The organism is Bacteroides zhangwenhongii (assembly GCF_009193325.2).
GTDB classification, from domain to species: Bacteria; Bacteroidota; Bacteroidia; order Bacteroidales; family Bacteroidaceae; genus Bacteroides; species Bacteroides zhangwenhongii.
Genome location: NZ_CP059856.1, coordinates 4,893,817 through 4,917,703, shown reverse-complemented (window position 1 = coordinate 4,917,703; position 23,887 = coordinate 4,893,817). Strand labels below are relative to the sequence as shown.

Annotated in this window: 22 protein-coding genes; 16 read left to right on the top strand and 6 right to left on the bottom strand. The window is 38.5% G+C overall.

The window, feature by feature from the left end; translation table 11 throughout:
- The first annotated feature begins 102 nt into the window (after positions 1–102).
- Both GD630_RS19440 and GD630_RS19435 read left to right on the top strand, forming a co-directional pair.
- Entirely contained in the window at positions 103–591 is a 489-nt protein-coding gene (locus GD630_RS19440; protein WP_007758474.1) for a Fur family transcriptional regulator, read from the top strand.
- A 173-nt stretch (positions 592–764) separates the two neighbouring features.
- Positions 765–2,069: a tyrosine-type recombinase/integrase gene (locus tag GD630_RS19435; protein ID WP_182505669.1), complete on the top strand. Its 1,305-nt coding sequence runs from the start codon at positions 765–767 to the stop codon at positions 2,067–2,069.
- 111 nt (positions 2,070–2,180) lie between these two features.
- Here GD630_RS19435 and GD630_RS19430 read toward each other — a convergent pair whose 3' ends face one another.
- A complete protein-coding gene (locus tag GD630_RS19430) occupies positions 2,181–3,002 on the bottom strand; it encodes a hypothetical protein (RefSeq protein ID WP_143868058.1) in 822 nt (273 codons plus the stop codon).
- Positions 3,003–3,139: 137 nt separating this feature from the next.
- Here GD630_RS19430 and GD630_RS19425 point away from each other — a divergent pair, with 137 nt between their 5' ends.
- Positions 3,140–3,517: an NUMOD3 domain-containing DNA-binding protein gene (locus tag GD630_RS19425; protein WP_182505668.1), complete on the top strand. Its 378-nt coding sequence runs from the start codon at positions 3,140–3,142 to the stop codon at positions 3,515–3,517.
- 103 nt (positions 3,518–3,620) lie between these two features.
- Here GD630_RS19425 and GD630_RS19420 read toward each other — a convergent pair whose 3' ends face one another.
- Entirely contained in the window at positions 3,621–3,917 is a 297-nt protein-coding gene (locus GD630_RS19420) for a helix-turn-helix domain-containing protein (protein WP_143868054.1), read from the bottom strand.
- 170 nt (positions 3,918–4,087) lie between these two features.
- On the opposite strand from GD630_RS19420, the gene GD630_RS19415 reads away from it, so the two are divergent.
- The 10 genes from GD630_RS19415 to hisS all read left to right on the top strand — a co-directional run bounded on the left by GD630_RS19415 (position 4,088) and on the right by hisS (position 14,850).
- Positions 4,088–4,390 carry a hypothetical protein gene (locus GD630_RS19415; RefSeq protein ID WP_143868052.1) on the top strand — a complete coding sequence of 101 codons (303 nt, stop codon included), beginning with the start codon at positions 4,088–4,090 and terminating at the stop codon, positions 4,388–4,390.
- A gap of 108 nt (positions 4,391–4,498) precedes the next feature.
- Positions 4,499–5,086: a tyrosine-type recombinase/integrase gene (locus GD630_RS19410; RefSeq protein WP_143868050.1), complete on the top strand. Its 588-nt coding sequence runs from the start codon at positions 4,499–4,501 to the stop codon at positions 5,084–5,086.
- A 358-nt stretch (positions 5,087–5,444) separates the two neighbouring features.
- A complete protein-coding gene (locus tag GD630_RS19405) occupies positions 5,445–5,750 on the top strand; it encodes a hypothetical protein (RefSeq protein ID WP_143868048.1) in 306 nt (101 codons plus the stop codon).
- Positions 5,751–5,778: 28 nt separating this feature from the next.
- On the top strand, positions 5,779–6,195 hold the full coding sequence (locus GD630_RS21630) for a CD225/dispanin family protein (protein ID WP_143868046.1): 417 nt from the start codon (positions 5,779–5,781) through the stop codon (positions 6,193–6,195).
- Positions 6,186–6,965 (top strand): DUF4328 domain-containing protein, encoded by a 780-nt coding sequence (locus GD630_RS19395; protein WP_143868044.1) that lies wholly within the window; start codon positions 6,186–6,188, stop codon positions 6,963–6,965. The genes GD630_RS21630 and GD630_RS19395 overlap by 10 nt, the downstream gene beginning before the upstream one ends.
- A gap of 10 nt (positions 6,966–6,975) precedes the next feature.
- On the top strand, positions 6,976–9,513 hold the full coding sequence (locus GD630_RS19390) for a double zinc ribbon domain-containing protein (protein ID WP_143868042.1): 2,538 nt from the start codon (positions 6,976–6,978) through the stop codon (positions 9,511–9,513).
- A gap of 391 nt (positions 9,514–9,904) precedes the next feature.
- Positions 9,905–11,176, top strand: coding sequence for an adenylosuccinate synthase (locus GD630_RS19385; RefSeq protein ID WP_007748562.1), 1,272 nt, complete (start codon positions 9,905–9,907; stop codon positions 11,174–11,176).
- A gap of 111 nt (positions 11,177–11,287) precedes the next feature.
- Entirely contained in the window at positions 11,288–12,592 is a 1,305-nt protein-coding gene (locus tag GD630_RS19380) for an alpha-L-fucosidase (protein ID WP_143868040.1), read from the top strand.
- 119 nt (positions 12,593–12,711) lie between these two features.
- Positions 12,712–13,389, top strand: coding sequence for a zinc metallopeptidase (locus GD630_RS19375; RefSeq protein WP_022275614.1), 678 nt, complete (start codon positions 12,712–12,714; stop codon positions 13,387–13,389).
- Between the two features lie 99 nt (positions 13,390–13,488).
- Positions 13,489–14,850 carry a histidine--tRNA ligase gene (gene hisS / locus GD630_RS19370; RefSeq protein WP_143868038.1) on the top strand — a complete coding sequence of 454 codons (1,362 nt, stop codon included), beginning with the start codon at positions 13,489–13,491 and terminating at the stop codon, positions 14,848–14,850.
- An 83-nt stretch (positions 14,851–14,933) separates the two neighbouring features.
- Here the strand turns inward: hisS and hydF are convergent, their stop codons facing one another.
- From hydF to GD630_RS19350, 4 genes are read right to left on the bottom strand one after another with little or no spacing between them, the layout of a single operon-like run.
- Complete coding sequence (gene hydF / locus GD630_RS19365) at positions 14,934–16,124, bottom strand: [FeFe] hydrogenase H-cluster maturation GTPase HydF (protein WP_143868036.1); 1,191 nt, start codon at positions 16,122–16,124, stop codon at positions 14,934–14,936.
- Positions 16,121–17,542: a [FeFe] hydrogenase H-cluster radical SAM maturase HydG gene (gene hydG / locus GD630_RS19360; RefSeq protein ID WP_182505667.1), complete on the bottom strand. Its 1,422-nt coding sequence runs from the start codon at positions 17,540–17,542 to the stop codon at positions 16,121–16,123. Before hydG ends, hydF begins: the two co-directional genes overlap by 4 nt.
- 50 nt (positions 17,543–17,592) lie before the next feature.
- Complete coding sequence (gene hydE, locus GD630_RS19355) at positions 17,593–18,678, bottom strand: [FeFe] hydrogenase H-cluster radical SAM maturase HydE (protein ID WP_055173733.1); 1,086 nt, start codon at positions 18,676–18,678, stop codon at positions 17,593–17,595.
- Positions 18,659–20,128, bottom strand: a complete 1,470-nt coding sequence (locus GD630_RS19350; protein ID WP_007748547.1) for a 4Fe-4S dicluster domain-containing protein — start codon at positions 20,126–20,128, stop codon at positions 18,659–18,661. Before GD630_RS19350 ends, hydE begins: the two co-directional genes overlap by 20 nt.
- 218 nt (positions 20,129–20,346) lie before the next feature.
- Between GD630_RS19350 and GD630_RS19345 the strand changes: the two genes are divergently transcribed.
- From GD630_RS19345 to groL, 3 genes are all read left to right on the top strand, one after another.
- Positions 20,347–21,054, top strand: a complete 708-nt coding sequence (locus tag GD630_RS19345; RefSeq protein WP_143868034.1) for a DUF5039 domain-containing protein — start codon at positions 20,347–20,349, stop codon at positions 21,052–21,054.
- A 796-nt stretch (positions 21,055–21,850) separates the two neighbouring features.
- On the top strand, positions 21,851–22,123 hold the full coding sequence (locus GD630_RS19340; protein WP_004314007.1) for a co-chaperone GroES: 273 nt from the start codon (positions 21,851–21,853) through the stop codon (positions 22,121–22,123).
- A gap of 43 nt (positions 22,124–22,166) precedes the next feature.
- A complete protein-coding gene (gene groL, locus GD630_RS19335) occupies positions 22,167–23,804 on the top strand; it encodes a chaperonin GroEL (protein WP_007748528.1) in 1,638 nt (545 codons plus the stop codon).
- Positions 23,805–23,887 lie beyond the last annotated feature (83 nt).

The window sequence follows — 23,887 nt, the reverse complement described above, 5'->3', positions numbered from 1 at the left end:
TTTAATTGGTATATTGGCATAGGAGCAAATTGATAATTTATTAAAATCCTTTTGCGTTCCGCAAAAAAGGCTTAACTTTGTTCGCGCTAATTCTGGCTGATGATGGAAACTCAAAACGTGAAAGATACAGTAAGGCAGATATTCACGGAATATCTCACTGCGAACGGGCATCGTAAGACTCCTGAACGCTACGCCATACTCGATACAATTTATTCTATCGACGGTCACTTCGATATCGATATGCTTTATTCACGAATGATGGATCAGGAGAATTTCCGGGTGAGTCGGGCTACTCTTTACAATACCATTATTCTTCTTATCAATGCACGGCTGGTCATTAAGCATCAGTTCGGTACTTCTTCCCAATATGAAAAATCATACAATCGTGAAACGCATCATCACCAGATATGTACGCAATGCGGTAAAGTGACTGAGTTTCAGAATGAGGAATTGCAGCATGCCATTGAAAATACGAAATTAAGCCGCTTCCAGCTTTCGCATTATTCCTTATATATATATGGGATATGCAGCAAGTGCGACAGAGCCAACAAACGGAAAAAAGTCAATAACAACAATAAAAAAGAAAGATGAAAGTAGATGTTCTATATACTACTTTAAAAGGCTCAATTATTGAGCCTTTTTTTGTTTTTTATTTGCCTATAAATGAGTGATTTATTATATTTGTGGTTGATTTATAGCAAGTTGTGAATATGACTTGTTTTTGGTATAAAGAATTTGATTTGTCACCAATTTGTGTCACCACTATGATTGAGAATTGTTTTAATTCACTGAACGGAAAGGTTACTCAAAGGGTAAATTTTACCCTAAAAGGGAAGGAAGATAAATTGCAGCAAATTTATTTGAATTTGTCGATTAATAAAAAAAGGTTGAGATGGTATATTGGAGAAAGAATATATCCTATATATTGGGATGCTAATGCTTGTAGGGCAATAATTAATAATACATTTACCCGAAGACAAAATGCGGCAAATAGACAGGTAAATGCTATTATCGAGAGAACACTCCTCAAAATCGATGAATTTGTTCACAAATTTGATTATTCGGAGGAAGATGATATAAGTTTAAATTTTACGGTTGAGGCTTTAAGGAGATTTTTGGATGATGATGATACGTATAGTAATCCATTAAATTATTTTAGAAATTTAGTAGATACTATTACGCAAAAGGTGAATAAAAAGACAAATTTGAATAATACAATATCTACGAAAAAATCCTATAATTCTGTCTTAAAACGTCTTGAGGACTTTTATACTGCGTATGGTTATAAGTCTGATTGGAATTTTTTTGGTGAGAAATTTGAGAAAGATTTTCGTACCTATTTAACTACTGGTAAGAGATATTCATTCAATACAGTCCAATATACTTTTCAGGTGTTGAGGATTTGGTTGAACGAGGCGTATCGAGAAGGTTATATAAAGAATGATAAGTTTAGAACATTCCACTGTACTCCAAAAACGGATAATGATAGTATATATTTAAATTTTGAGGAATTAGATAAATTGTTTAATTTAGACTTGTCTGAAACTCCCAAATTGGCTATAAGTCGTGATTTATTTATTGTCGGTTCATTCACAGGGTTACGTTGGTCTGATTATTCAAAGTTGAATGCTATTAGGAGTGAAGATACGTTTATTTCTGTTGTAACGGAGAAAACAAAAAAGAAAGTTCAGATTCCCATCTCTAGATATATACGAACGATATTAGAGCGATATAATTATGAATTGCCTAAAGCATTTAGTACGCCTGTTACTATTGAACATTTACGAAAAATTTGTAAAATGGCAGAAATTGATGAAGAGGTTAAAACAAGTGAGATAAAAGCAGGAGAAATGATTGAGATGGTTTCTCCAAAGTATGAGTTATGTGGTACGCATACTGCACGACGCTCTTTTTGTACAAATTTTTATTTACTGGGGGTTGATGTCGTTACGCTGATGGCAATGAGTGGGCATTCTTCGCAGGAGCAATTTTTTAAGTATATTAAAGTGACTCAGGAACAGCAAGCTAATATTTTTTTAGAGAAAATGAAAGAGGCTGATTTGGTCTGAATAGGATGTAGTAGGGGTAGCCCCCCCTACTTATGTACCCTGTTATTTATACATGAATTGAAGTAAGTCCATTTCGTTCATACTGTTGGCTTTGCATCTTTGGGATATTTTTTATTGAGCTACAACTTGATATGCTTCTTTAAATTTAGGTACAATGTTTAATATCGCTTTCTTTACTTCTTCTCGTGTAAGTTCATTACTCCAAGATTTGAGCTCAAAACAGATGTCTTCAATATTTGGTCTTTCTTGCCTGAATTGAGAAAGTATATCTTTTAAAACTGCATGTTCCTTATCTGTGAAATATGTTTTGTGTTCATAGCATTCTTCAAAAACAATACATCTAAATATATCTAAAATCTCATTTTCACTGTTGTCACAAGTTTCTTTTCTTGTAAATTCAGGCAAATAACAATTAGGTGTAGTAGTGCAATTTGCACTATCATTATTATTAATATCTTTATCTATAGTATTTATTATATCTGATTTATTTAAAGTAGTAGTGCAATTTGTTTCATTTTTTGCATCCAATTTGGAATAGGTATAGGTAAGCGTTTCTTTACGTGTAACCTTATGTATTCTCATTGCGGGATGATTCAGTTCTTCAAGAGATAGTTTGTCATAGGCTAATATAGTATTCCAATTTATTCTATATTTATTGCTTTCTTTTTTGGATGAAGATGGAATTATATCTATCATGTTGCCTCTAAATAATCCTTCAATCGTTTCGTTCACTACATTCCTTTTGTAACCGATTCGGCTTTCAATTTCTGCATTAGCTGTATAAAAAAAGCCATTTGAATCTAAACGTCCTTTTTCCTTCCAATAACTTTCTTTCTGTATAAGTATAGTTAATACAGCCAAACATAATGCGTCACAAACATAGGTAATTTTGTATGGGACCGCTACAAAATGATAATCTATTTTTTCTGTCATAATTTCTTTTTTTCAAACGTATATATTTTTTTATTAAAAAACAAATAATTGTCAATTGATTACTATTTATAGAAAAGAGGAAGTACTTGAAGTAACTTTATTCCTTTTTAATAAATATGTATAATAGCAAAAAAATCATGGAAAATAAATATTTAACTCAATCTTATGCAGAGATGATAAATAAGCAATCACAGAAGAAAATGGGTAGTTTGAACCCAATGTGTGGGAAATCTCATTCTGTAACGACCAAGAAAAAAATAAGTGATACTCAAAAAGAACGATGGAAGGTAATCAAACAAGCTATTAAAGAAAAATCAGGAGAAACTGATGTGATAGCTCGTAAAGACTTGTTAAATCAGGCTCTTAATACAGATACTATTTCATTTAAAGATGTTCAGCAAGCTCGTAATTTTATTGCAATAATGACTGATAAAGATAGAAGATTGCTTGAAAATTATCTAAAATCTATTGTAGATAAGATAATTAAAAATTGTATAGACACGTCTAGTATGTAAAACGTAATAGATTTATTGTTGATAATCAGCCAATTACTATATATAATACGGTTTGCTTTGTTTGTTGTTGTATTTTTATAAAAATATGAATTGATATTAGGGATTATTTTTTTTGTTCTGCTTTGAAACGATTGATGAGGTTTTCTAAATCTTGAAAAGATGTGATTTTGAAAATTTCACCTCCAATTTCAATATAACCATTAACATTTTCATTTTTGTCTTTTACAAATAGTTCTTGTATGGGGACTTCTAATGCAGTAGCAATTTTGGTTAGTACTGCAACAGATGGATTTCCATTAATATGATTGGAGAGCCCTACTCTGTTAATTTCCATTTTATCAGCTAATGTCTGAACAGTCATTCCTTTCTCTTTGATAACTTCTTTTATTCGTAGTACCATAACTCTTCTTTTTATTATATATGCAAATATACGTTTAGTTTTAAATTGTATATTGATTACAATACATAAAAGAAGTTAATGTAGCTCTAATAATATACACTTTTGTTTTGATATATATATCGAAAGCGCTACATTTGTAACGAGATAAGTAATTAATAGCACTACAAATTATGAGACGATACAATAAGCAACAAGTAATGAGAGATGCCCATAGATTATATGGTAGTGAGTTTCACAGAAGAGGTCGTTCTTGGAGTGACTGTCTGAAAGCAGCTTGGATTTGGGAACATGATGCTGTTAGAGCTCGTGAAGAAAAAGCAGCAAAACTGGATGCTATGATTGCGGCGAGCTGGATTGCGCATAAAGAGGGAGCAAACCAAAGAAACGATGAAAGAGCTTGGGAAAAAGGTTTCACAAGTGATGAAATTTCAAAAGCAATGGGTTATGGTACTGGTCGATATTGTGGAGATTGAAATATTCACTTCTGTAACTTTTGAATATAATTTGATTATCAATGTTTTAGTAATACAGAGTTTTATAATAGATTCAAAAAACATAAAACTTACATATAAGAGAATATTATGAGTTTGAAGAACAGTAATGTAACAAGTGACTATATAGAATGGAATTTAATGTTATCCTTAGTACGAAAATTGTATAGGGACAGAGAATATCGCTTGTCTCTATTGATTGGGTGTGGTAGTTTCTTTGGGCTGCGCATTTCTGATTTATTGACCTTGACATGGAGTATGTTATTGGACAATGATAAATTCATGCTCATTGAGAAAAAAACAGGAAAAAGAAGAGAAATTAAAATTAATAGCGATTTTCAAAAACACATAAAAGAGTGTTACAAGGCACTAAGTATAACCAATAGAGGGGAAAAGTGTTTTCTTAGTCGAAAAAAGACAGTCTACAGCACACAGCGCATCAATGTTTTATTGAAAGAAATAAAATCGAAATATGGACTAAAAGTAGAACATTTTTCAACTCATAGTATGCGCAAAACATTTGGTAGAAAAGTTGTTGAGGCAGCTGGTGAGAATTCTGAATTTGCATTGATTAAACTGTCAGAGCTATTTAATCATAGCGATATAATGACTACCCGTAGATATTTAGGTTTGAGAACCGAAGAGTTATTAGAGACGTATGATATGTTAAGTTTCTGATTAAAATAATACCTTTGCAAAAAAAACAGCTCACTTATAGACGTTCTTTCTAAACTTTTCTTATTTTTGCAAAGTCACAATAGTGACAGACATAAATTGGAAAGCGTTTAGCTTATTCTTTGTCAGAGAATCTGGACAATTCTTTATGCAACAAGAATAGAAAACGTTCTTTCTTTGGTTTGTTATATATGATTGATATATATAGCCAAAGAGGTGAGCTGTATCTTTATCTGTTGCGTGGCAGTCCAGAGCCTTCTGACAAGATATAAGACTAACAGGCTCACCTTTTTCTTTTATGCCTTATTTATATTTTGTTGAATCCACATATAGAGCCTAATGTGATTAATTGATTTAGTTTATGGCTTTAGTAAAATGTCGTCAGTGTGGACATGATATGTCCGACAAAGCGGAATGTTGCCCGAAATGTGGTTGCCCTGTAACGCCAAAAGGCGATAATTCAGATTTGCAGTCTCCCCAAAAAGAAACGGAAGTTGTTGTATGGAAAGCTTGGTTAGCTCTTATTGGTGGTATTTTTTTAGTAATTGGAAGTATATGGGCGTATTTTATACTTGAATCAGAAAAATTTACGACTTCTAAATTTATTTTTGGGCTGGTAGGAGGCTCTTTATTGGTTTATCAATCTATTCAAAAAATAAACAAATAGTAATATTGTTATGAGGATGTTATAGACAATGTTGATTAAGTGTTTTAAATGTCAATCCACAATATCGGACAGGGCTGTATCTTGTCCGTATTGTGGGGTAGAGATTTCATATAATTATCGTACCCAATATAGAGCCTATATAAAAAGTCCTATTTCTGAAAAGTTTCACCCTAAATCATGGCTTCTTGAATCATTGTTGTTAGTGTTGGCATCGGTATTATTATTTACAATTTGGTGTCTTCCGTTTGCTGTAGCTAGTTGTATTTATGCAAATCGTGTTGAAGGATTATGGAAGAGTGGAGATATTGATGGTGCTATACTAGCATCAGAAAAAGCAGGTAAATATTATAAAATAGGTTTGTGGATTGGTATCGGAACATGGGTAATTATTATATTGATATTTTGTTTACTAATTATTCTGATTTTAATTAATATATGGCACTAGTAAAATGTACTGAATGTGGACGGGAAATTTCTGATAAAGCGGAAAAATGCCCTAATTGTGGGAATCCTGTTGAAAGAAGAGTTATTTGCGACGAATGTGGAGAATCAATTCCTGAAACATATTTGGAATGTCCTAACTGTGGAAACCCTTTAAAAGATATTGCCTTTGAGAACATTAATAAAGGACAAATATATAACTCTGCTAATGTTTGCTTATCTCAAACAAGTAATTCTTTTGTTACATGCTTTGCAATACTTTCATATATCTGTATAGCTTTTACTTGTATAGAATCACTTAAAACATATTATATTGATGATTTTTATAAACCGTCTTTCAAAATATTAATGCTTGTTACATCGTCTTTATTATCTTTTTTGGAAGTCATTTTATTTGTCGTATGGATGTATCGGATTTCCAAGAATATGAGGATTCTTAATTCTTCTTATGAATATAAAGATTATTGGGCATGGTTAGCTTGGTTTATACCTGTAATTCATTTATTCAAGCCATACCAAATAATGTATTCAATATGGGAAAAATCAGGTTTGTTAAATAAGTCTACACGTATGAGTCAAATTTTACAAATATGGTGGGCTAGTCATGTTGCCATATATATAATGTCTTATTGGCAATTGTATGTATTCTTTACATATGGTGAAAATGATGCTTTAATTGCCGCTTTTATATCATCTATGGCTACAATTCTTTCCTATTTTATGGATATATATGTAATGAGATTATATCAAGAAAAAGAAAAATCCTTATTATAATAAAGAAAGTATGGGAATGATAAAATGTATTGAATGTGGACATACTATATCTGAAAGAGCCAAAAAGTGTCCCAAATGCGGTTGTCCTGTAGAGAAAGATATAGAGAAAAAAATGTGTCCTGAATGTGGGCAGTCCGTAAATAAAGATTTAGATAAATGTTCTTATTGTGGCTATCCTTTCGATTTGGTACAATCTATAGATGACACCAATAGTTCCGTAAATAAAGTATGTCCTGAATGTGGGCAGTCCGTAAATAAAGATTTGAATAAATGTTCTTATTGTGGCTATCCCTTCGATTTGGTGCAATCTGTAGATGATGCTAATAGTTCCGTAAATAAAGTATGTCCTGAATGTGGGCAGTCCGTAAATAAAGATTTGAATAAATGTTCTTATTGTGGCTATCCCTTCGATTTGGTGCAATCTGTAGATGATGCTAATAGTTCAGAAAACAAAGTATGTCCTGAATGTGGGCAGTCCGTAAATAAAGATTTGAATAAATGTTCTTATTGTGGCTATCCTTTCGATTTGGTGCAATCTGTAGGTGATGCTAATAGTTCAATAAATAAAGTATGCCCTGAATGTAGGCAGTCCGTAAATAAAGATTTGGATAAATGTTCTTATTGTGGCTATCCTTTTAATTTGGTACAATCTGTAGATGATGCTAATAGTTCAGTAAACAAAGTGTGTCCTGAATGTGGCAAGTCATTTGATGATAAATGTGATGTATGTCCTCATTGTGGGTGTTTTTATAGTTATCAGCATATAAGTCAATTTGAAAATGTTGAGTTGAATAAGGCTAATATAGAATCGAGTGAACCCAAACAGGAACATCAATCAACTACAGATATTAGGAAAACTCTCTTAAAGCGCAATAAAACCACGATAATAAGCTTGTCAATGCTGACTATTTTAATTGTTGTTGGGGGACTGTTATATTATTTTCTTGTTAATCATTCTGAAAAGAATGATTGGAATAAGTTTGGATTAAAGGGAAGTGCCTGTGTATTACGTGTTATTATCAGTACGCAATATGGTGATAATACTGAACTTGTTAGAAACGAAAAAAAATATTATTTCTCGGTAAATGGTTATTTGGAGAAAGAAGAAATTGATTATACTTATCATTGGGGATATAGACAATATGTAAAAGGTAAAATTGTGGAAGAGAAAGATTTTAATGGAATAACTTATCATTACACTTATGAAAATCCATTAATAGGTATATCCGAAGATAACAGAGAGTATCATTACGATAAAGAAGGACGTCTCATTTTTTCTGTGTTATATGGTGATAGTACAGTTTATCGTTATGACGACGAAGGTTTTTTAAAAGAAACGGAGGTCTTGAATTTTCAAGGATTAGATGGATGTGAAATACAAACATATAGTAACCCTTTGCACGTAGATGGTATTACTAAAGTTGATGAATACGGGAATTGGATAGAGCGAAAATATGAATATGAAGGTGAAGGGGGAATGATATATGTTACTGAAAATAGAGAAATAGAATATTATAGTGAAAGTTCTCAAGTTGGTAACTATGGGGAAGCTATAAGTGAAGTTTCTATTGAAGAATATCCTTCTCAATTACCACAAAACAGAAAAGAAGCTTTGGATATTCTTAATTTAGTTTTAATCAATTCATATAAAGTAGAAGAAGATTGTGAATCAGAATATGCGATACCCGTAAGAATTGAAGGTAATGCAGAAATTGTAGGAATACAGAGAAAAGGATATAAAGATGGATATTTTCCCTTTACCATTTATAGATTAAGGCAAATAGCTAATCATTGGCAAATTGTTAATGAGAAAACCATAAATGAGAATGAAATGGATGGCCAAGTATTAATTTTTTCAGCAAAAAGATTTGGCTTGGCAGATGAAAATATGCCCGAATTAGTAAGAATAAATAACAAGGACTATTTCTATTTTATTTATCGTATTGCAGAACTGGGAAATGGCTGTGCTGGTTGTGGCTATTTAAGATTATGTTTGTATAATTTAGATTCTCATGATGTCTTGTCATTGAATTATGCAGTATATGGAGAGATAAATGAATTATTGAAAGGAGAATTTGTGGATTTAGAAAAGTTGGAAAGTTATCCAGATGAAAATAGGTTTTTACAGAAAAAGGCTACTGAATTAACTTGCATATATCGTCCATCCGAAGAAGATTTAGATATGGATAATCCTAAAAATTCTGTCAAAAGATGGTTGTTGGATAATCCAGGGAAATATGAACCTCAAAATACAACTATAAAATACACATATTACAACACTTCTATTTTTGACTGGGACAATTACAATGATGAAAAAGAAAATAGAATAGAAAATGATTCTTTTATTGTTGTGCATGATTGGAGAGGAAGTGTATATGCCTATGATAAAGAGAAAAAAAGGTATTTTGTAATATATGGAATAGAAATAAATGGTGGAGCTAGAAAAGTAAGCTGGGATAACAGGGCTTCGGATGTAGTTGTTATTGATACAGATTGGTGTGGAATGAGAATAAATCTATTGTCGGGAAAGATGGAGTTGTTGGAGTAGACTCAATTTGAATTAATTAGATTAATGCGGATTGTTTGGATAAGAGAATTAGCCAGACAATTCGCATTTTTATATTCACAAAGAATAGAAGTGAATATTAGAAATGAAAGTAATGTGTTGTATATCAGCGATTTGCTTTGTTTGTGGGAAATTGACTAAAAAGTGACATTCATTTTTATGAATTTATTATTGTTTTTGAATATTGGAGTCTGATTTTGTTGCATCATCTACGAATGAAGAAATTATATTAAATATATCTTTTTATCTTTGTTTTTATCTTTATCTTTGCAACACCAATGGTTGATATGAATTTGGTTGTCACCAGTTTTTGTCACCATTAAATAGATAAATAATGTAAAGTGTTGATAACTAATAAAATAATAAATATAACATGAAAGTAGATGTTCTATTAGGATTACAATGGGGCGACGAAGGTAAAGGAAAAGTAGTCGACGTTTTAACACCTAAGTACGATGTGGTTGCTCGTTTTCAGGGCGGCCCGAATGCCGGTCACACACTTGAGTTTGAAGGACAGAAGTATGTACTTCGCTCTATTCCTTCCGGTATTTTTCAGGGAAATAAGGTAAACATCATCGGCAATGGTGTGGTACTTGACCCGGCGCTGTTCAAGGCAGAGGCTGAGGCTCTTGAAGCATCCGGCCATCCGTTGAAAGAACGTTTGCATATTTCAAAGAAGGCTCACTTGATTCTTCCGACACATCGTATCCTTGACGCTGCCTATGAAGCTGCCAAAGGGGATGCCAAAGTAGGAACTACCGGTAAGGGTATCGGTCCTACATATACAGATAAGGTTAGTCGTAACGGTGTTCGTGTTGGAGATATCCTTCATAATTTCGAACAGAAATATGCCGCAGCGAAAGCCCGTCACGAACAGATTCTGAAAAGTCTGAATTATGAATATGACTTGACGGAGCTGGAAAAGGCTTGGCTGGAAGGTATTGAATATCTGAAACAATTCCATTTCGTAGATAGTGAACATGAAATAAACAATTTGTTGAAGGATGGTAAGAGCGTACTTTGTGAAGGTGCCCAGGGTACTATGCTTGACATTGACTTCGGTTCATATCCGTTCGTAACTTCTTCTAATACGGTTTGTGCAGGTGCTTGTACAGGCTTGGGCGTAGCTCCTAACCGTATCGGGGAGGTATATGGTATCTTCAAAGCATATTGTACACGTGTAGGTGCAGGTCCGTTCCCTTCGGAGTTGTTTGATGAGACAGGCGACAAGATTGGCGCATTGGGACATGAGTTTGGTGCTGTGACCGGCCGTAAGCGTCGTTGCGGATGGATTGACTTGGTAGCATTGAAATATTCCGTAATGGTAAACGGAGTTACTAAGTTGATTATGATGAAGAGCGATGTGCTCGATACTTTCGATACCATCAAGGCTTGTGTAGCTTACAAGGTAAATGGTGAGGAAATCGACTATTTCCCGTACGATATCACAGAAGGCGTGGAACCTGTATATGCGGAACTTCCCGGTTGGAAGACAGATATGACTAAGATGCAGAGCGAAGATGAATTCCCGGAAGAATTCAATGCTTATCTGACTTTCCTGGAAGAACAGTTGGGTGTACAAATCAAGATTGTATCTGTAGGACCGGACAGAGCGCAAACTATCGAACGCTATACTGAAGAATAACAATCTGACAATTTAATAATAGGGAAGGCGGAGAATTTTTTATCTTCGCCTTTTTTATCAGATTCCCTTTGTTTATCTATTTAAAATACACATAAATAATAAATAGCACTTATGAAAACACATTTTCTCTCCTTCTTCTTCTTGCTTGTAATGAGCGCTAATACCTTGTTTGCCCAGTCTTCTTCTTATCAGCCTACCGACGAGAATCTCAAAGCACGTCAGGAATTTCAGGACAATAAGTTTGGTGTTTTTCTTCATTGGGGGTTGTATGCGATGCTTGCTACCGGTGAGTGGACGATGACAAACAACAATCTTAATTATAAGGAATATGCCAAACTGGCAGGCGGATTTTATCCTTCTAAGTTTGACGCAGACAAATGGGTGGCGGCTATCAAAGCGTCGGGAGCTAAATACATCTGTTTTACCACCCGGCATCATGATGGATTTTCAATGTTTGATACGAAATTCTCGGATTATAATGTCGCCAAAGCTACTCCTTTCAAAAGAGATATTGTAAAAGAATTGGCTGCCGCTTGTGCGAAACAGGGAATCAAACTTCATTTCTATTATTCACATCTTGACTGGGTGCGTGAGGATTACCCTTGGGGACGTACAGGGCGGGGGACAGGACGTCCGGACGAAAGAGGTAATTGGAAAAGTTATTATCAATTCATGAATAATCAGTTGACGGAATTATTGACGAATTATGGTTCGATAGGTGCCATTTGGTTTGACGGATGGTGGGATCAGCCTAAGACTTTTGATTGGGAATTGCCCGAACAGTATGCATTGATTCATAAGCTTCAGCCGGGATGTCTGATCGGCAATAATCATCATCAGACTCCTTTTGCCGGAGAGGATATACAGATATTCGAGCGTGACCTGCCCGGTGAGAATTCGGCAGGATTTTCCGGGCAGGATGTGAGCCATCTGCCATTGGAAACTTGTGAAACGATGAATGGGATGTGGGGGTATAAAATCACAGACCAGAATTATAAATCTACCAAGACCTTGATTCATTATCTGGTAAAAGCTGCCGGTAAGAATGCTAATCTTTTGATGAATATCGGTCCTCAGCCAGATGGGGAACTTCCTGCCGTAGCGGTAGAACGTTTGGCTGAGATGGGAAAGTGGATGAAGCAGTATGGTGAAACCATCTACGGGACGCGTGGCGGTTTGGTTGCTCCGCATGACTGGGGAGTGACAACGCGGAAAGGGAATAAGCTTTATGTGCATATCCTCAGTCTGAAAGACAAAGCCTTGTTCTTACCTTTGGCGGATAAGAAAATTAAGAAGGCGGTTTTGTTCAAGGATCAGTCTCCGGTTCGCTTCACGAAGACGAAGTCCGGTGTTTTGCTTGAGTTTGCCGAAGTTCCGAAAGATATTGACTATGTAGTAGAGCTTACAATTGACTAATTTTTAGCTAATTCTTCATAAAAGCAAGGGGAAACTATTCTGACATTGATAGTTTCCCCTTATTTTTGGCAAACAATTTGTTTATAGAGATATAGAGTAATAATTAAAATGAAATGAATATGTCTTATTGGGTATTATTTATAGGAATAGCCGTAGTAAGTTGGCTGGTACAAATGAATTTGCAGAGCAAATTCAAAAAGTATTCTAAGATTCCTACAGGAAATGGAATGACAGGACGCGATGTAGCTATCAAGATGTTGCATGACAATGGAATTTATGATGTACAGGTGACGCATACGCCGGGTCAGTTGACCGATCACTATAATCCGACTAACAAAACGGTGAATCTGAGTGAAGGAGTGTACGAAAGTAATAGTATAATGGCGGCTGCCGTAGCGGCTCATGAATGTGGTCATGCCGTGCAGCACGCGCGTATGTATGCTCCTTTGAAGATGCGTAGCGCGTTGGTTCCGGTAGTTAACTTTGCCTCTTCCATTATGACATGGGTATTGCTGGGTGGTATCTTGTTGGTGAACACGTTTCCGCAGTTATTGCTGGCAGGTATTATTTTGTTTGCCATGACTACATTGTTCAGTTTTATCACGTTGCCGGTGGAAATCAATGCAAGTAAACGTGCATTGGTATGGTTGAGTTCATCCGGCATTACTAACTCGTACAATCATGCACAAGCTGAAGATGCTCTTCGTTCTGCTGCTTATACCTATGTAGTTGCTGCATTGAGTTCATTGGCTACGTTGGTTTACTATATCATGATTTTCATGGGTAGAAGAGACTAAGTCTTTCCGAAGACTATGGAGGATTTTTTCGTATATATGTAAGCATTGCTCGGAAATTTGCAGTAAATTTGCGCAATTAAAATTATAAACAGCAATATCATGGCAGCAAAACCAAGTATTCCTAAAGGAACTCGTGACTTCTCGCCGGTAGAAATGGCGAAGCGTAATTATATATTCAATACAATTCGTGACGTATACCATCTGTATGGTTTTCAGCAGATAGAAACTCCCGCGATGGAGATGCTTTCTACATTGATGGGAAAGTACGGTGACGAAGGTGATAAACTCCTTTTTAAGATTCAGAATTCGGGTGATTACTTCTCAGGAATCACAGACGAAGAATTATTGAGCCGTAATGCCGCTAAGCTGGCAAGTAAGTTCTGTGAGAAAGGATTGCGTTATGACTTGACAGTACCTTTTGCGCGTTATGTAGTGTTGCACCGTGACGAAATCACTTTCCCTTTCAAACGTTATCAGATACAGCCGGTATGGCGTGCCGACCGTCCGCAGAAAGGACGTTATCGCGAGTTCTATCAGTGTGATGCAGACGTGGTGGGAAGTGATTCCTTGCTGAACGAAGTCGAATTGATGCAGATTGTCGATACTGTATTCAGCCGTTTCAACATCCGTGTGTGCATTAAAATCAATAACCGCAAGATTCTTTCCGGTATTGCCGAGATTATCGGTGAATCGGATAAGATTGTCGATATCACTGTTGCCATAGATAAGCTGGATAAAATCGGTTTGGACAATGTAAATGCCGAACTGAAAGAGAAAGGTATCAGTGATGAGGCTATTGCCAAGTTACAACCGATCATTCTCCTTAGCGGAACGAATGCGGAAAAGTTGGCGACGCTGAAAAATGTGTTGGCTGCCAGTGAAGTAGGATTGAAAGGGGTAGAAGAGAGCGAATTTATTCTGAATACTTTAGAGACAATGGGATTGAAGAATGAAATCGAACTTGACCTGACATTAGCTCGCGGACTGAATTATTATACCGGTGCTATTTTTGAAGTAAAAGCATTGGATGTGCAGATCGGCAGTATCACAGGTGGTGGTCGCTATGACAACTTGACCGGTGTATTCGGCATGGCAGGAGTATCAGGTGTCGGTATTTCCTTTGGTGCAGACCGTATCTTTGATGTGCTGAACCAACTCGACCTTTATCCTAAAGAAGCTGTGAATGGAACCGAACTCTTGTTTATTAACTTCGGTGAGAAGGAAGCCGCATTCTCTATGGGCATTTTGTCGAAAGTACGTGCTGCCGGTATCCGTGCGGAGATTTTCCCCGATGCGGCTAAGATGAAGAAGCAGATGAGCTATGCCAATGCAAAGAACATTCCGTTTGTAGCTATCGTCGGTGAAAACGAAATGAGTGAAGGCAAAGCGATGTTAAAGAATATGGAGACAGGAGAACAGAATCTTGTTTCGGCGGAAGAATTGATTGCCGCTATAAGATAAGAGATAGTAGGAATATAAAATAAGTAAGGTGTCGTTGACTTCACAATCAGCGGCACCTTATTTTTTCTTTTCGTGTGTACTGTTTAATATTCTATTTGGTCAAGTATTCCGTTGAGGTAGGCGATAGCCACTCCATAATTTGTCATGGGGATGTGCTGCTCCCGTGCACGTTCGATGCGGCTTAGCACATATTTGCGGTTGAACATACATGCTCCGCAATGGATAATCAAGTCGTAAGGCGTGAGATCCTGAGGGAAATCCGTTCCGCCTACAATGTCGATTTGTAACTTTTCGCCAATTCGTTTGCGTAATAGGCGGGGAAGTTTCACTCTTCCTATATCTTCGGTAAGGGGAGCATGGGTACAGGCCTCCGCAATCAATACGCATGAATCCTCCGTCAGGCTTTCAATGACGGCGGCGCTTTCTACGTAGTAATGAATGTCTCCCTTATAACCGGCAAAAAGTACCGAAAAAGAGGTCAGTTTACTTTCTTCCGGTTTCTGTTCATAAACAGCCTTGAAAACTTGCGAGTCGGTGATGATTAGTTTCGGAGGACGGACGAGAGCTTGTAATGTCTCTGTCAACTTGTCGGTAGTGCAACTCACAACAAGGCATTTCTTGTCCAGCAATTCACGGATTGTTTGCACTTGCGGCAGGATAAGTCTGCCTTTGGGAGCTTGGATATCCTGCGGCATGACAAGAAGAACAAGATCATTCTCTGCGGTAAGCTCTCCGGTAATGCTTTGCTGACCGAAATCCGAAGGCAGTTTTTCAAGAATTGCCTGCCGGATTTGCTCGATTCCTATCTCTTCTTTTGCACTGACGAGCAACGGACGTATTTTACATTCTTTCTCAATGTATGTAGCTAAGCTATCATTGTTCTCTCTTATATCTATTTTATTCAATACCGGAATGACAGGGATATTCTTCTCTTTCAATAGTGCTAGCATCTCTTTTTCATGAAAAAAGGTAGTATCCCCACATAGCAGCAATGCAATATCCGTTTTCTCAATAGCCTTTAAAGTCCGACTGATACGCAGCTCTCCCAGCTCTCCCTCATCATCGAACCCCGGAGTATCTATAAACAAACACGGACCAATACCTTGCATTTCCATAGCTTTGGATACAAGGTCGGTAGTCGTTCCCGGAGTATCTGAAACGAGGGCGGTATCTTGTCCTGTCAATGCATTGATAAGAGAAGATTTACCGCTGTTCCGTCTGCCGAAAAGGGCTATATGAAGTCTGTTGGCATTTGGAGTATCTGTCAGGCTCATAAGCGAAAATCTCTTTTACCGTTGGAAATTTCTTTTAAGTTACGGATAGCTATTTCTCTGATTTTGGGATTGGGAATTCGTTCCGTTTCTTTGGAAATCAGCTCCAATCCTTTCCGACGGGTATCTTCGGAGGCATAGTCTTCCAGATACTCTTTCAAGGTCATCAGAGCGTTCGGTCCGCAGCAATTTGCTATCTGACCGGATTTGACTAATGACATGAAGCGGTCTCCCGTCCGTCCTTCCCGGTAGCAGGCAGTGCAGAAACTAGGGATATAGCCTAGTTCGAGTAGCCAGTTGACCACTTCGTCCAATGTCCGTGTGTCGCTGACATCAAATTGAGCGGAGTTGTTTTCGGGCAATTCTGTTTCGGCATAACCGCCTACACTGGTACGTGAGCCGCCACTGATTTGCGAGATACCCAGTTCGAGAACTTTTTTACGGGATTCCTGTGATTCACGGGTGGAAATAATCATTCCCGTATAAGGAACGGCAATCCGAATCACAGCCACAATCTTGCTGAATATTTCATCTGAGATGGCATTGGGAAAATCTCCGGCGTCAATATCATCTGCCGAACAGATTCGGGGGACGCTGATGGTATGTGGTCCTACACCGAACTTAGCTTCCAGGTGTTCGGCGTGCATTAACAATCCTACAAAATCATACCGATAAGTATTCAGACCGAAAAGAACTCCAATCCCCACATCGTCAATACCTCCTTCCATTGCACGGTCCATTGCTTCCGTATGGTAAGCATAGTTACTTTTCGGTCCGGTAGGATGGAGGGTTTCGTAGTTTTCCTTGTGATAGGTTTCCTGAAATAGAATGTAGGTACCGATACCCGCTTCTTTCAGTTTACGATAATTTTCTACCGTAGTAGCAGCGATGTTGACATTCACCCGGCGGATGGCACCGTTCTTATGTTGAATGCTATAAATTGTTTTTATGGACTCCAGGATATATTCTATCGGATTCAGCGATGGATGTTCTCCGGCTTCAAGAGCAAGACGCTTGTGCCCCATGTCTTGTAAGGCGATCACTTCCCGGCGAATCTCTTCCTGTGTCAGTTTCTTGCGGGTAATTGTCTTGTTCTTGGCGTGATACGGACAATATGTACAACCGTTTACACAATAGTTCGACAGATAGAGTGGCGCGAACATCACGATGCGGTTACCATAGAATTTTTGCTTGATTTCTTTAGCAAGATGAAATATGCGTTCTATAAGGTCGGGCTGGTTGCATTCCAGCAACAGGGCTGCTTCGCGATGGCTCAATCCTTTACAATGGGAGGCCTTTTCAATCAGCTGCTCGATAAGTGCACGGTTGTCTTTATTGTTTTTAGCGTATTCCAGTGTATCCAGAATTTCTTCGTGGTGGATAAACTCTTCTGCTTTTGATGAATCTTTTTGGTATATCATATATTTTCTCTTTTTTCATTTTCACCACAGATTACACGGATTTTCACAGATTAAGAATGAATCGAAATAAATCTGTGAAAATCCGTGTAATCTGTGGTGCACTGTATAAAGTCCCCTCTTTCAGTGGAAATCTCGTAGCCGATGGCATTCAGCTGTTTTTGTAGGGCAATCAAGCCTTCGGCGGATTCCGCTCCGAGTGAAGCTTTGTCATTATATAACTCATATTTCTTCCGTTCCTCGTGCGGAGAGAGGTTAGGCATTACTACATTGGCGCCTGCCAATATTCCCCGTTCTCTTCCGTCGGAGGCAAGAGTCGCTAAAGCCGTTGTTGCCGGAATCAATGCAGATGGATGCATCAGGCGGAAGATGGATAATAGGAGAACTGTCTGTGCCACTGTTCCACTTGGGTATTGGGCAAAAGGGGTATCGTGATGCGGCAAGAAAGGACCCATGCCGATCATTTCCGGACGGAGCTGTTCTATAAATAAGATATCTTCGACAATATCTTCTACTGTCTGTCCGGGACTGCCGACCATAATTCCGGTTCCTGTCTGGTAACCGATGTCTTTTAAATCTTGCAGACATTGCAAACGCCGCTTGACGGACATCTCCGTCGGATGCAGCTGTTGGTAATGCGCCTCGTTGTAAGTTTCGTGGCGTAGCAGATAACGGTTGGCGCCTGCTTTGAAAAAACGTTCATACGTATTGCGGGACTTCTCTCCGAGTGATAATGTAATGGCACAGTCCGGGTATTCTTGCCGGATGTTTGTGACTATCCTCTCTATCTTATCATCTGTCAAAACGGGATCTTCTCCACCTTGCAGGACGAAAGTACGGAAACCTGACTCATATCCCTGTTTGCAACAGTCCAATATGCTTTCCTGCGTCAGACGATAACGCTCGATGTTTGGATTACCTTTACGAATGCCGCAGTAATAGCAGTTGTTCCGGCAGCAATTACTGATTTCAATCAGTCCACGGATATAAATCTTGTTTCCAAAATGAAGGAGACTGACTTCCTGCGCCTGTTTGTTGATGTAACGCAGCAGTTCTGCGTCACATTCAGTCAACAGTTGCCGGAACTCTTCCGGTCGGAGGGTTCTTTCCCGCCGTAGCCTATCGATCCATTGTTTCATAGCTCTCTTTGCGTTTGAGAAGCTCTTGTACCAGTTGGCGACGTCCTGAAACAATATCGTTATGCGTACTTGGACCGGTGATACATCCGCCTTCGCAAGCCATCACTTCGATGAATTGTCCGGCAGCTTTTCCCGTCTTGGCGCAAGCGCGTAACAGAGCGATATTCTTCTTATTGATGTCCGATACCTGTATTGCGTTGATTTTCTCCGCTTCTTCTTTCAAGTAAGCCTTGACAGCCCCCATCACGCCGCCTGCTTGGGCAAACCCGTGTGCTTCGCGGACGGAAGTGTGCAGAATGGAAAATTCTTGCATTTGTTCCAGTTGGATATCGAATCCATCAAGAATAGAACCTATTTCCTCAAATGTCAGAATGTAGTCTACCGCTTCGTCGCGTCGGACTTCTTTACGCTTGGCTATACAGGGGCCGACGAATACGATTTTTGCGTCCGGGTGTTTTTCTTTGGCGATCCGTGCGGCATAATACATGGGTGAACCGGTGGAAGATACGTATGGTTTCATTCCCGGAATATGTTTTTCGACTAACTCTATGTAGGAAGGGCAACAAGAAGTGGTCATGAATTTCTGTCCCTCTTCCAACTTCTCCAATAACTCGTGAGCTTCGTTGCTGGTAGTCTGCATGGCACCTTCAGCAACCTCAATGACATCGGCGAACCCTATTTCCTTAAATGCCCCGTATACCTTTTCTATGGTTGTGTTGAACTGCCCGAGAATGGACGGTGCAACGATGGCAACCAACTTTTCTCCTTTACGGATATGCTGCAGGACATCGAATGTCTGTGAAATCTCAAAGATTGCACCGAACGGACAAGCGTTCAGACATTTACCGCAATAGATACATTTACTTTCGTCGATATGCTCTATGCCATGTTCGTCTTTGCTGATCGCTTTTACCGGACAAGACTCTTCACATGGCACGGGGATATACACAATGGCATGATAAGGACAACTCTTATGGCAAATACCGCAACTGACGCAAGTGTCATGGTCAATCATCGCCTGACCGTTCTTTTTGAAGCGTATAGCGTCTTTGGGGCAGTTCATATAGCAACTGCGGGCTACGCATCCGCGACAAAGATTGGTAATCTCATAGTTGATTTGGACACAGGAAGAACATGCTTCGTCAATCACACACATGATATTTTCCTTATTCGGCTCGGGGCGGCTCAATGCCATACGCGCATAATCAGAAAGGGGAGCGACTTCATCATGTTCATCCGTCATATCCAATCCCATCAAAGGAAAAGTCTTATATCTCCATACCGCCCGTTCTTTATGTATGCAGCAACGTCCCATCGGCTTCGATCTTCGGGGACTCAGTTCTACGGGGAGCCGGTCTATCTTTTCTATTAACTGGTCGTTTTTCCAGAGTCTTACAAGGTCTGCCAGCAATTTGTGCCGGACAATCATAATATTATTCGTAAATGCCATATTGTAATAAAAATAAAGAGATTATTAGTTAGCCGGTGCAAAGATACGAACACTATTTCAATATTTAAGTTTTTTGCAATAAAAGAAAATAAACAGGCGAAGTGAGGTGGTTCGCTGGAAATTCCTATATTTGTATTATGAAAAAATGAAACCTCATGGAAGAAGATAATAAAGCATGGCAAACTGTGCATTTACTTACTTAATTTTAATTTATTATTATGAAAACAACATTATTAGGCGTCCTTTGTCTATTCATTTCGGGATGGGGGAGTATGCAGACCGCATTAGCGCAGGATTTACAGGAAATGGAGAAAAGTTTGTCGGCCATCAATGAAGAACTGAATCAGAAAACAAAAGAGTATAGTTGGCAACTTGTGAGTGCTTACGCAGACTATTGTGAAGCGAATAATAAGTATATCAGTTGGAATGATGTGCCTTACCTGCAGGAGATTGTTGAGTATAACCGTCCTGCTTCATTGGAAAATTACCGGTTTGAACATAAAGTCTGTAAAGATGCGCTGGATAAGTTCTTAAATACATATAAGGAATATAGGGAACTTAAAAAGAGACAAACGGAGGTTGTATCTAAGGAAGAGAAAGAGGCGTTGTCGGCAGCTTTTTCTGCTTTTTGGAAGAAGTTGAGAAGTGAAGACAATGCTTACAAAGAATTATATTATGCGGAACGGAAGACCGTTTGTAAATATAGATCGGAAGCTTTGCGATATATGATTGAACAATATAAAAAGGATAATAAGGCAGTGCCCACTTCCATGATAAAATACTCAGACCGTTCTTATCTGTTACAGAAAGGTTCAGCTTTGGAACTGTTGGATAAAGAAGTGAACGCATTGGAAAGTGTTCAAAGGGAACTTGTACGGAAAATCACAAGAGCGAAGTATGGCTTGACTGAGGCCGAAGAAAAGTAAGAAAAGACTTTCTATCTGTCTGATTTACCGGAATTAAGTTGTATGATGTCCGTGTGTCGTACAAATGTGGTATGCCCTTCACCTTTTCGCTATAACGCCTTATTCATGGGCGTTAGCTGGTGAAGGGCATATCTTTCACCCTCTTTTCTCTTTTTTTAAGGCTTTCTATGCATACCGACAATTGGTCTGATGGCGGGCGTATATTGTAGATAAACCTCATTCCTATAAGATCCGAACTCCCTTTTTATAGGCACTGAACTTCTTTTGGGTTATGGATAAACTATAAACGAAGGCTTTGATTATAAAAACGAAGCCTTTGTTTTTATAAACGCAAGCTTTGTTTTTACAAACGCAACTTGCGTTTATAGATTGCGACTGGTGCAAAAGAATTTTATATTCGGAAGAAGGGAGGTTTATCTATAATAGAAAAGAAGTTTAGTGCCTATGGAAAGCAAGCTTGTTATTAATGGACCTGAGGTGTAAGTGCGGGTGAAGATGTCGCCCTTCACCCGCTAACACCGATGAATAAGGAGTTACAGTGAAAAGGTGAAGGCTATTAATATATCAAACTCATGTTATAATAAGGTATAATATGATTCCTGTGCGAAAACTTTCGCACGGGAATCATTTGTTTTTGCCATAACGAGGTAGGCGGACAGCCATTTTGTCAGTTCAATTTCTGACAAAGAATCACTAAACTGCTTTGGCACACTTTTCGCAATGTTTTTAGCGTTCCGCCTAAAAATGACGGGTAACATCTAAACATTAAATGTATAACTAAAATATAAAAGTAACTATGAACATTAAACCATTAGCAGACAGAGTGCTTATCCTCCCTGCACCTGCAGAAGAAAAAACAATTGGTGGTATCATTATTCCTGATACAGCAAAAGAAAAACCTTTGAAGGGTGAAGTTGTGGCAGTAGGTCACGGTACGAAAGACGAAGAAATGGTATTGAAAGTAGGCGATACAGTTCTTTATGGTAAATATGCCGGAACAGAACTTGACGTTGAAGGTACTAAATATCTAATTATGCGTCAGAGCGACGTTCTCGCTGTTTTGGGTTAATTAATAATAGTAGATAGTAAAATTTTAAATAGTAAATAAAGAGATGGCAAAAGAAATATTATTCAATATCGATGCCCGTGACCAATTGAAAAAAGGTGTCGACGCTTTGGCGAATGCAGTAAAAGTAACTCTTGGTCCGAAAGGACGTAACGTTATCATTGAGAAGAAGTTCGGTGCTCCGCACATCACAAAAGACGGTGTGACAGTAGCTAAAGAAATCGAATTGGCTGACGCTTATCAGAATACTGGTGCACAGTTGGTAAAAGAGGTCGCTTCTAAGACAGGTGACGATGCAGGTGACGGTACAACTACTGCAACTGTTCTTGCTCAGGCTATCGTAGCTGAAGGTTTGAAGAACGTAACAGCAGGTGCCAGCCCGATGGATATCAAACGCGGTATCGACAAGGCTGTTGCCAAAGTGGTGGAATCAATCAAGAACCAAGCTGAAACAGTAGGTGACAACTACGATAAGATCGAGCAAGTGGCTACTGTATCTGCAAACAATGATCCGGTAATCGGTAAATTGATTGCTGACGCTATGCGTAAAGTTTCTAAAGACGGTGTTATCACTATCGAAGAAGCTAAGGGTACTGATACTACCATCGGCGTAGTGGAAGGTATGCAGTTCGACCGTGGTTACTTGTCGGCTTATTTCGTAACAAATACGGAAAAGATGGAATGTGAGATGGAGAAACCTTACATCCTGATCTACGACAAGAAGATTTCTAACCTGAAAGATTTCTTGCCTATCCTTGAACCGGCTGTACAGACAGGTCGTCCTCTGTTGGTAATTGCAGAAGATGTAGATAGCGAAGCGTTGACTACATTGGTAGTAAACCGTCTGCGTTCTCAATTGAAGATTTGTGCAGTGAAGGCTCCGGGCTTCGGTGATCGTCGTAAAGAAATGCTTGAAGATATTGCTATCCTGACAGGTGGTGTTGTTATCAGTGAAGAAAAAGGTTTGAAACTGGAACAGGCTACCATCGAAATGTTGGGTACTGCCGACAAGGTTACTGTTTCTAAAGACAATACAACAATCGTAAACGGTGCAGGTGACAAAGCCAACATCAAAGAACGTTGCGAACAGATCAAAGCTCAGATTGCTTCAACTAAGTCTGATTATGACCGCGAGAAATTGCAGGAACGTCTGGCTAAATTGTCAGGTGGTGTAGCTGTTCTCTATGTAGGTGCTGCTTCTGAAGTGGAAATGAAAGAAAAGAAAGACCGTGTAGATGACGCATTGCGTGCAACCCGTGCTGCTATCGAAGAAGGTATTATTCCGGGTGGTGGCGTAGCTTACATCCGTGCCATCGAATCTTTGGAAGGTCTGACAGGTGACAATGCTGATGAGACAACCGGTATTGGTATCATCAAACGCGCCATCGAGGAACCGCTTCGTGAGATTGTAGCTAATGCCGGTAAAGAAGGTGCTGTAGTTGTTCAGAAAGTACGTGAAGGAAAGGGTGACTTCGGTTACAATGCCCGTACGGATGTTTACGAAAACTTGCACGCTGCCGGTGTAGTAGACCCTGCTAAGGTTGCTCGTGTAGCTTTGGAAAATGCAGCTTCTATCGCTGGTATGTTCCTGACTACTGAATGTGTAATCGTAGAAAAGAAGGAAGATAAGCCAGAAATGCCGATGGGTGCTCCCGGAATGGGAGGCATGGGTGGAATGATGTAATTCCGGCTTTCGCAGAATGAATATAGAAGTCGCTTTCGGTTTACCGAAAGCGACTTTTTTGTTATAAACTGTTCTGAAACTTA

What these genes read in the sequence shown, in the direction of transcription:
- GD630_RS19435 (WP_182505669.1), top strand. Translation starts at nt 765, where the DNA reads ATGATTGAGAATTGTTTTAATTCACTGAACGGAAAGGTTACTCAAAGG.
- GD630_RS19350 (WP_007748547.1), bottom strand. Translation starts at nt 20,128, where the DNA reads ATGGCATTTACGAATAATATTATGATTGTCCGGCACAAATTGCTGGCA.
- hydG (WP_182505667.1), bottom strand. Translation starts at nt 17,542, where the DNA reads ATGATATACCAAAAAGATTCATCAAAAGCAGAAGAGTTTATCCACCAC.
- GD630_RS19385 (WP_007748562.1), top strand. Translation starts at nt 9,905, where the DNA reads ATGAAAGTAGATGTTCTATTAGGATTACAATGGGGCGACGAAGGTAAA.
- groL (WP_007748528.1), top strand. Translation starts at nt 22,167, where the DNA reads ATGGCAAAAGAAATATTATTCAATATCGATGCCCGTGACCAATTGAAA.
- hydF (WP_143868036.1), bottom strand. Translation starts at nt 16,124, where the DNA reads ATGAGCCTGACAGATACTCCAAATGCCAACAGACTTCATATAGCCCTT.
- GD630_RS19425 (WP_182505668.1), top strand. Translation starts at nt 3,140, where the DNA reads ATGGAAAATAAATATTTAACTCAATCTTATGCAGAGATGATAAATAAG.
- GD630_RS19380 (WP_143868040.1), top strand. Translation starts at nt 11,288, where the DNA reads ATGAAAACACATTTTCTCTCCTTCTTCTTCTTGCTTGTAATGAGCGCT.
- GD630_RS19405 (WP_143868048.1), top strand. Translation starts at nt 5,445, where the DNA reads ATGGCTTTAGTAAAATGTCGTCAGTGTGGACATGATATGTCCGACAAA.
- hydE (WP_055173733.1), bottom strand. Translation starts at nt 18,678, where the DNA reads ATGAAACAATGGATCGATAGGCTACGGCGGGAAAGAACCCTCCGACCG.
- GD630_RS19440 (WP_007758474.1), top strand. Translation starts at nt 103, where the DNA reads ATGGAAACTCAAAACGTGAAAGATACAGTAAGGCAGATATTCACGGAA.
- GD630_RS19340 (WP_004314007.1), top strand. Translation starts at nt 21,851, where the DNA reads ATGAACATTAAACCATTAGCAGACAGAGTGCTTATCCTCCCTGCACCT.
- GD630_RS19430 (WP_143868058.1), bottom strand. Translation starts at nt 3,002, where the DNA reads ATGACAGAAAAAATAGATTATCATTTTGTAGCGGTCCCATACAAAATT.
- GD630_RS19415 (WP_143868052.1), top strand. Translation starts at nt 4,088, where the DNA reads ATGAGACGATACAATAAGCAACAAGTAATGAGAGATGCCCATAGATTA.
- GD630_RS19395 (WP_143868044.1), top strand. Translation starts at nt 6,186, where the DNA reads ATGGCACTAGTAAAATGTACTGAATGTGGACGGGAAATTTCTGATAAA.
- hisS (WP_143868038.1), top strand. Translation starts at nt 13,489, where the DNA reads ATGGCAGCAAAACCAAGTATTCCTAAAGGAACTCGTGACTTCTCGCCG.
- GD630_RS19410 (WP_143868050.1), top strand. Translation starts at nt 4,499, where the DNA reads ATGAGTTTGAAGAACAGTAATGTAACAAGTGACTATATAGAATGGAAT.
- GD630_RS19390 (WP_143868042.1), top strand. Translation starts at nt 6,976, where the DNA reads ATGGGAATGATAAAATGTATTGAATGTGGACATACTATATCTGAAAGA.
- GD630_RS19375 (WP_022275614.1), top strand. Translation starts at nt 12,712, where the DNA reads ATGTCTTATTGGGTATTATTTATAGGAATAGCCGTAGTAAGTTGGCTG.
- GD630_RS19420 (WP_143868054.1), bottom strand. Translation starts at nt 3,917, where the DNA reads ATGGTACTACGAATAAAAGAAGTTATCAAAGAGAAAGGAATGACTGTT.
- GD630_RS19345 (WP_143868034.1), top strand. Translation starts at nt 20,347, where the DNA reads ATGAAAACAACATTATTAGGCGTCCTTTGTCTATTCATTTCGGGATGG.
- GD630_RS21630 (WP_143868046.1), top strand. Translation starts at nt 5,779, where the DNA reads ATGTTGATTAAGTGTTTTAAATGTCAATCCACAATATCGGACAGGGCT.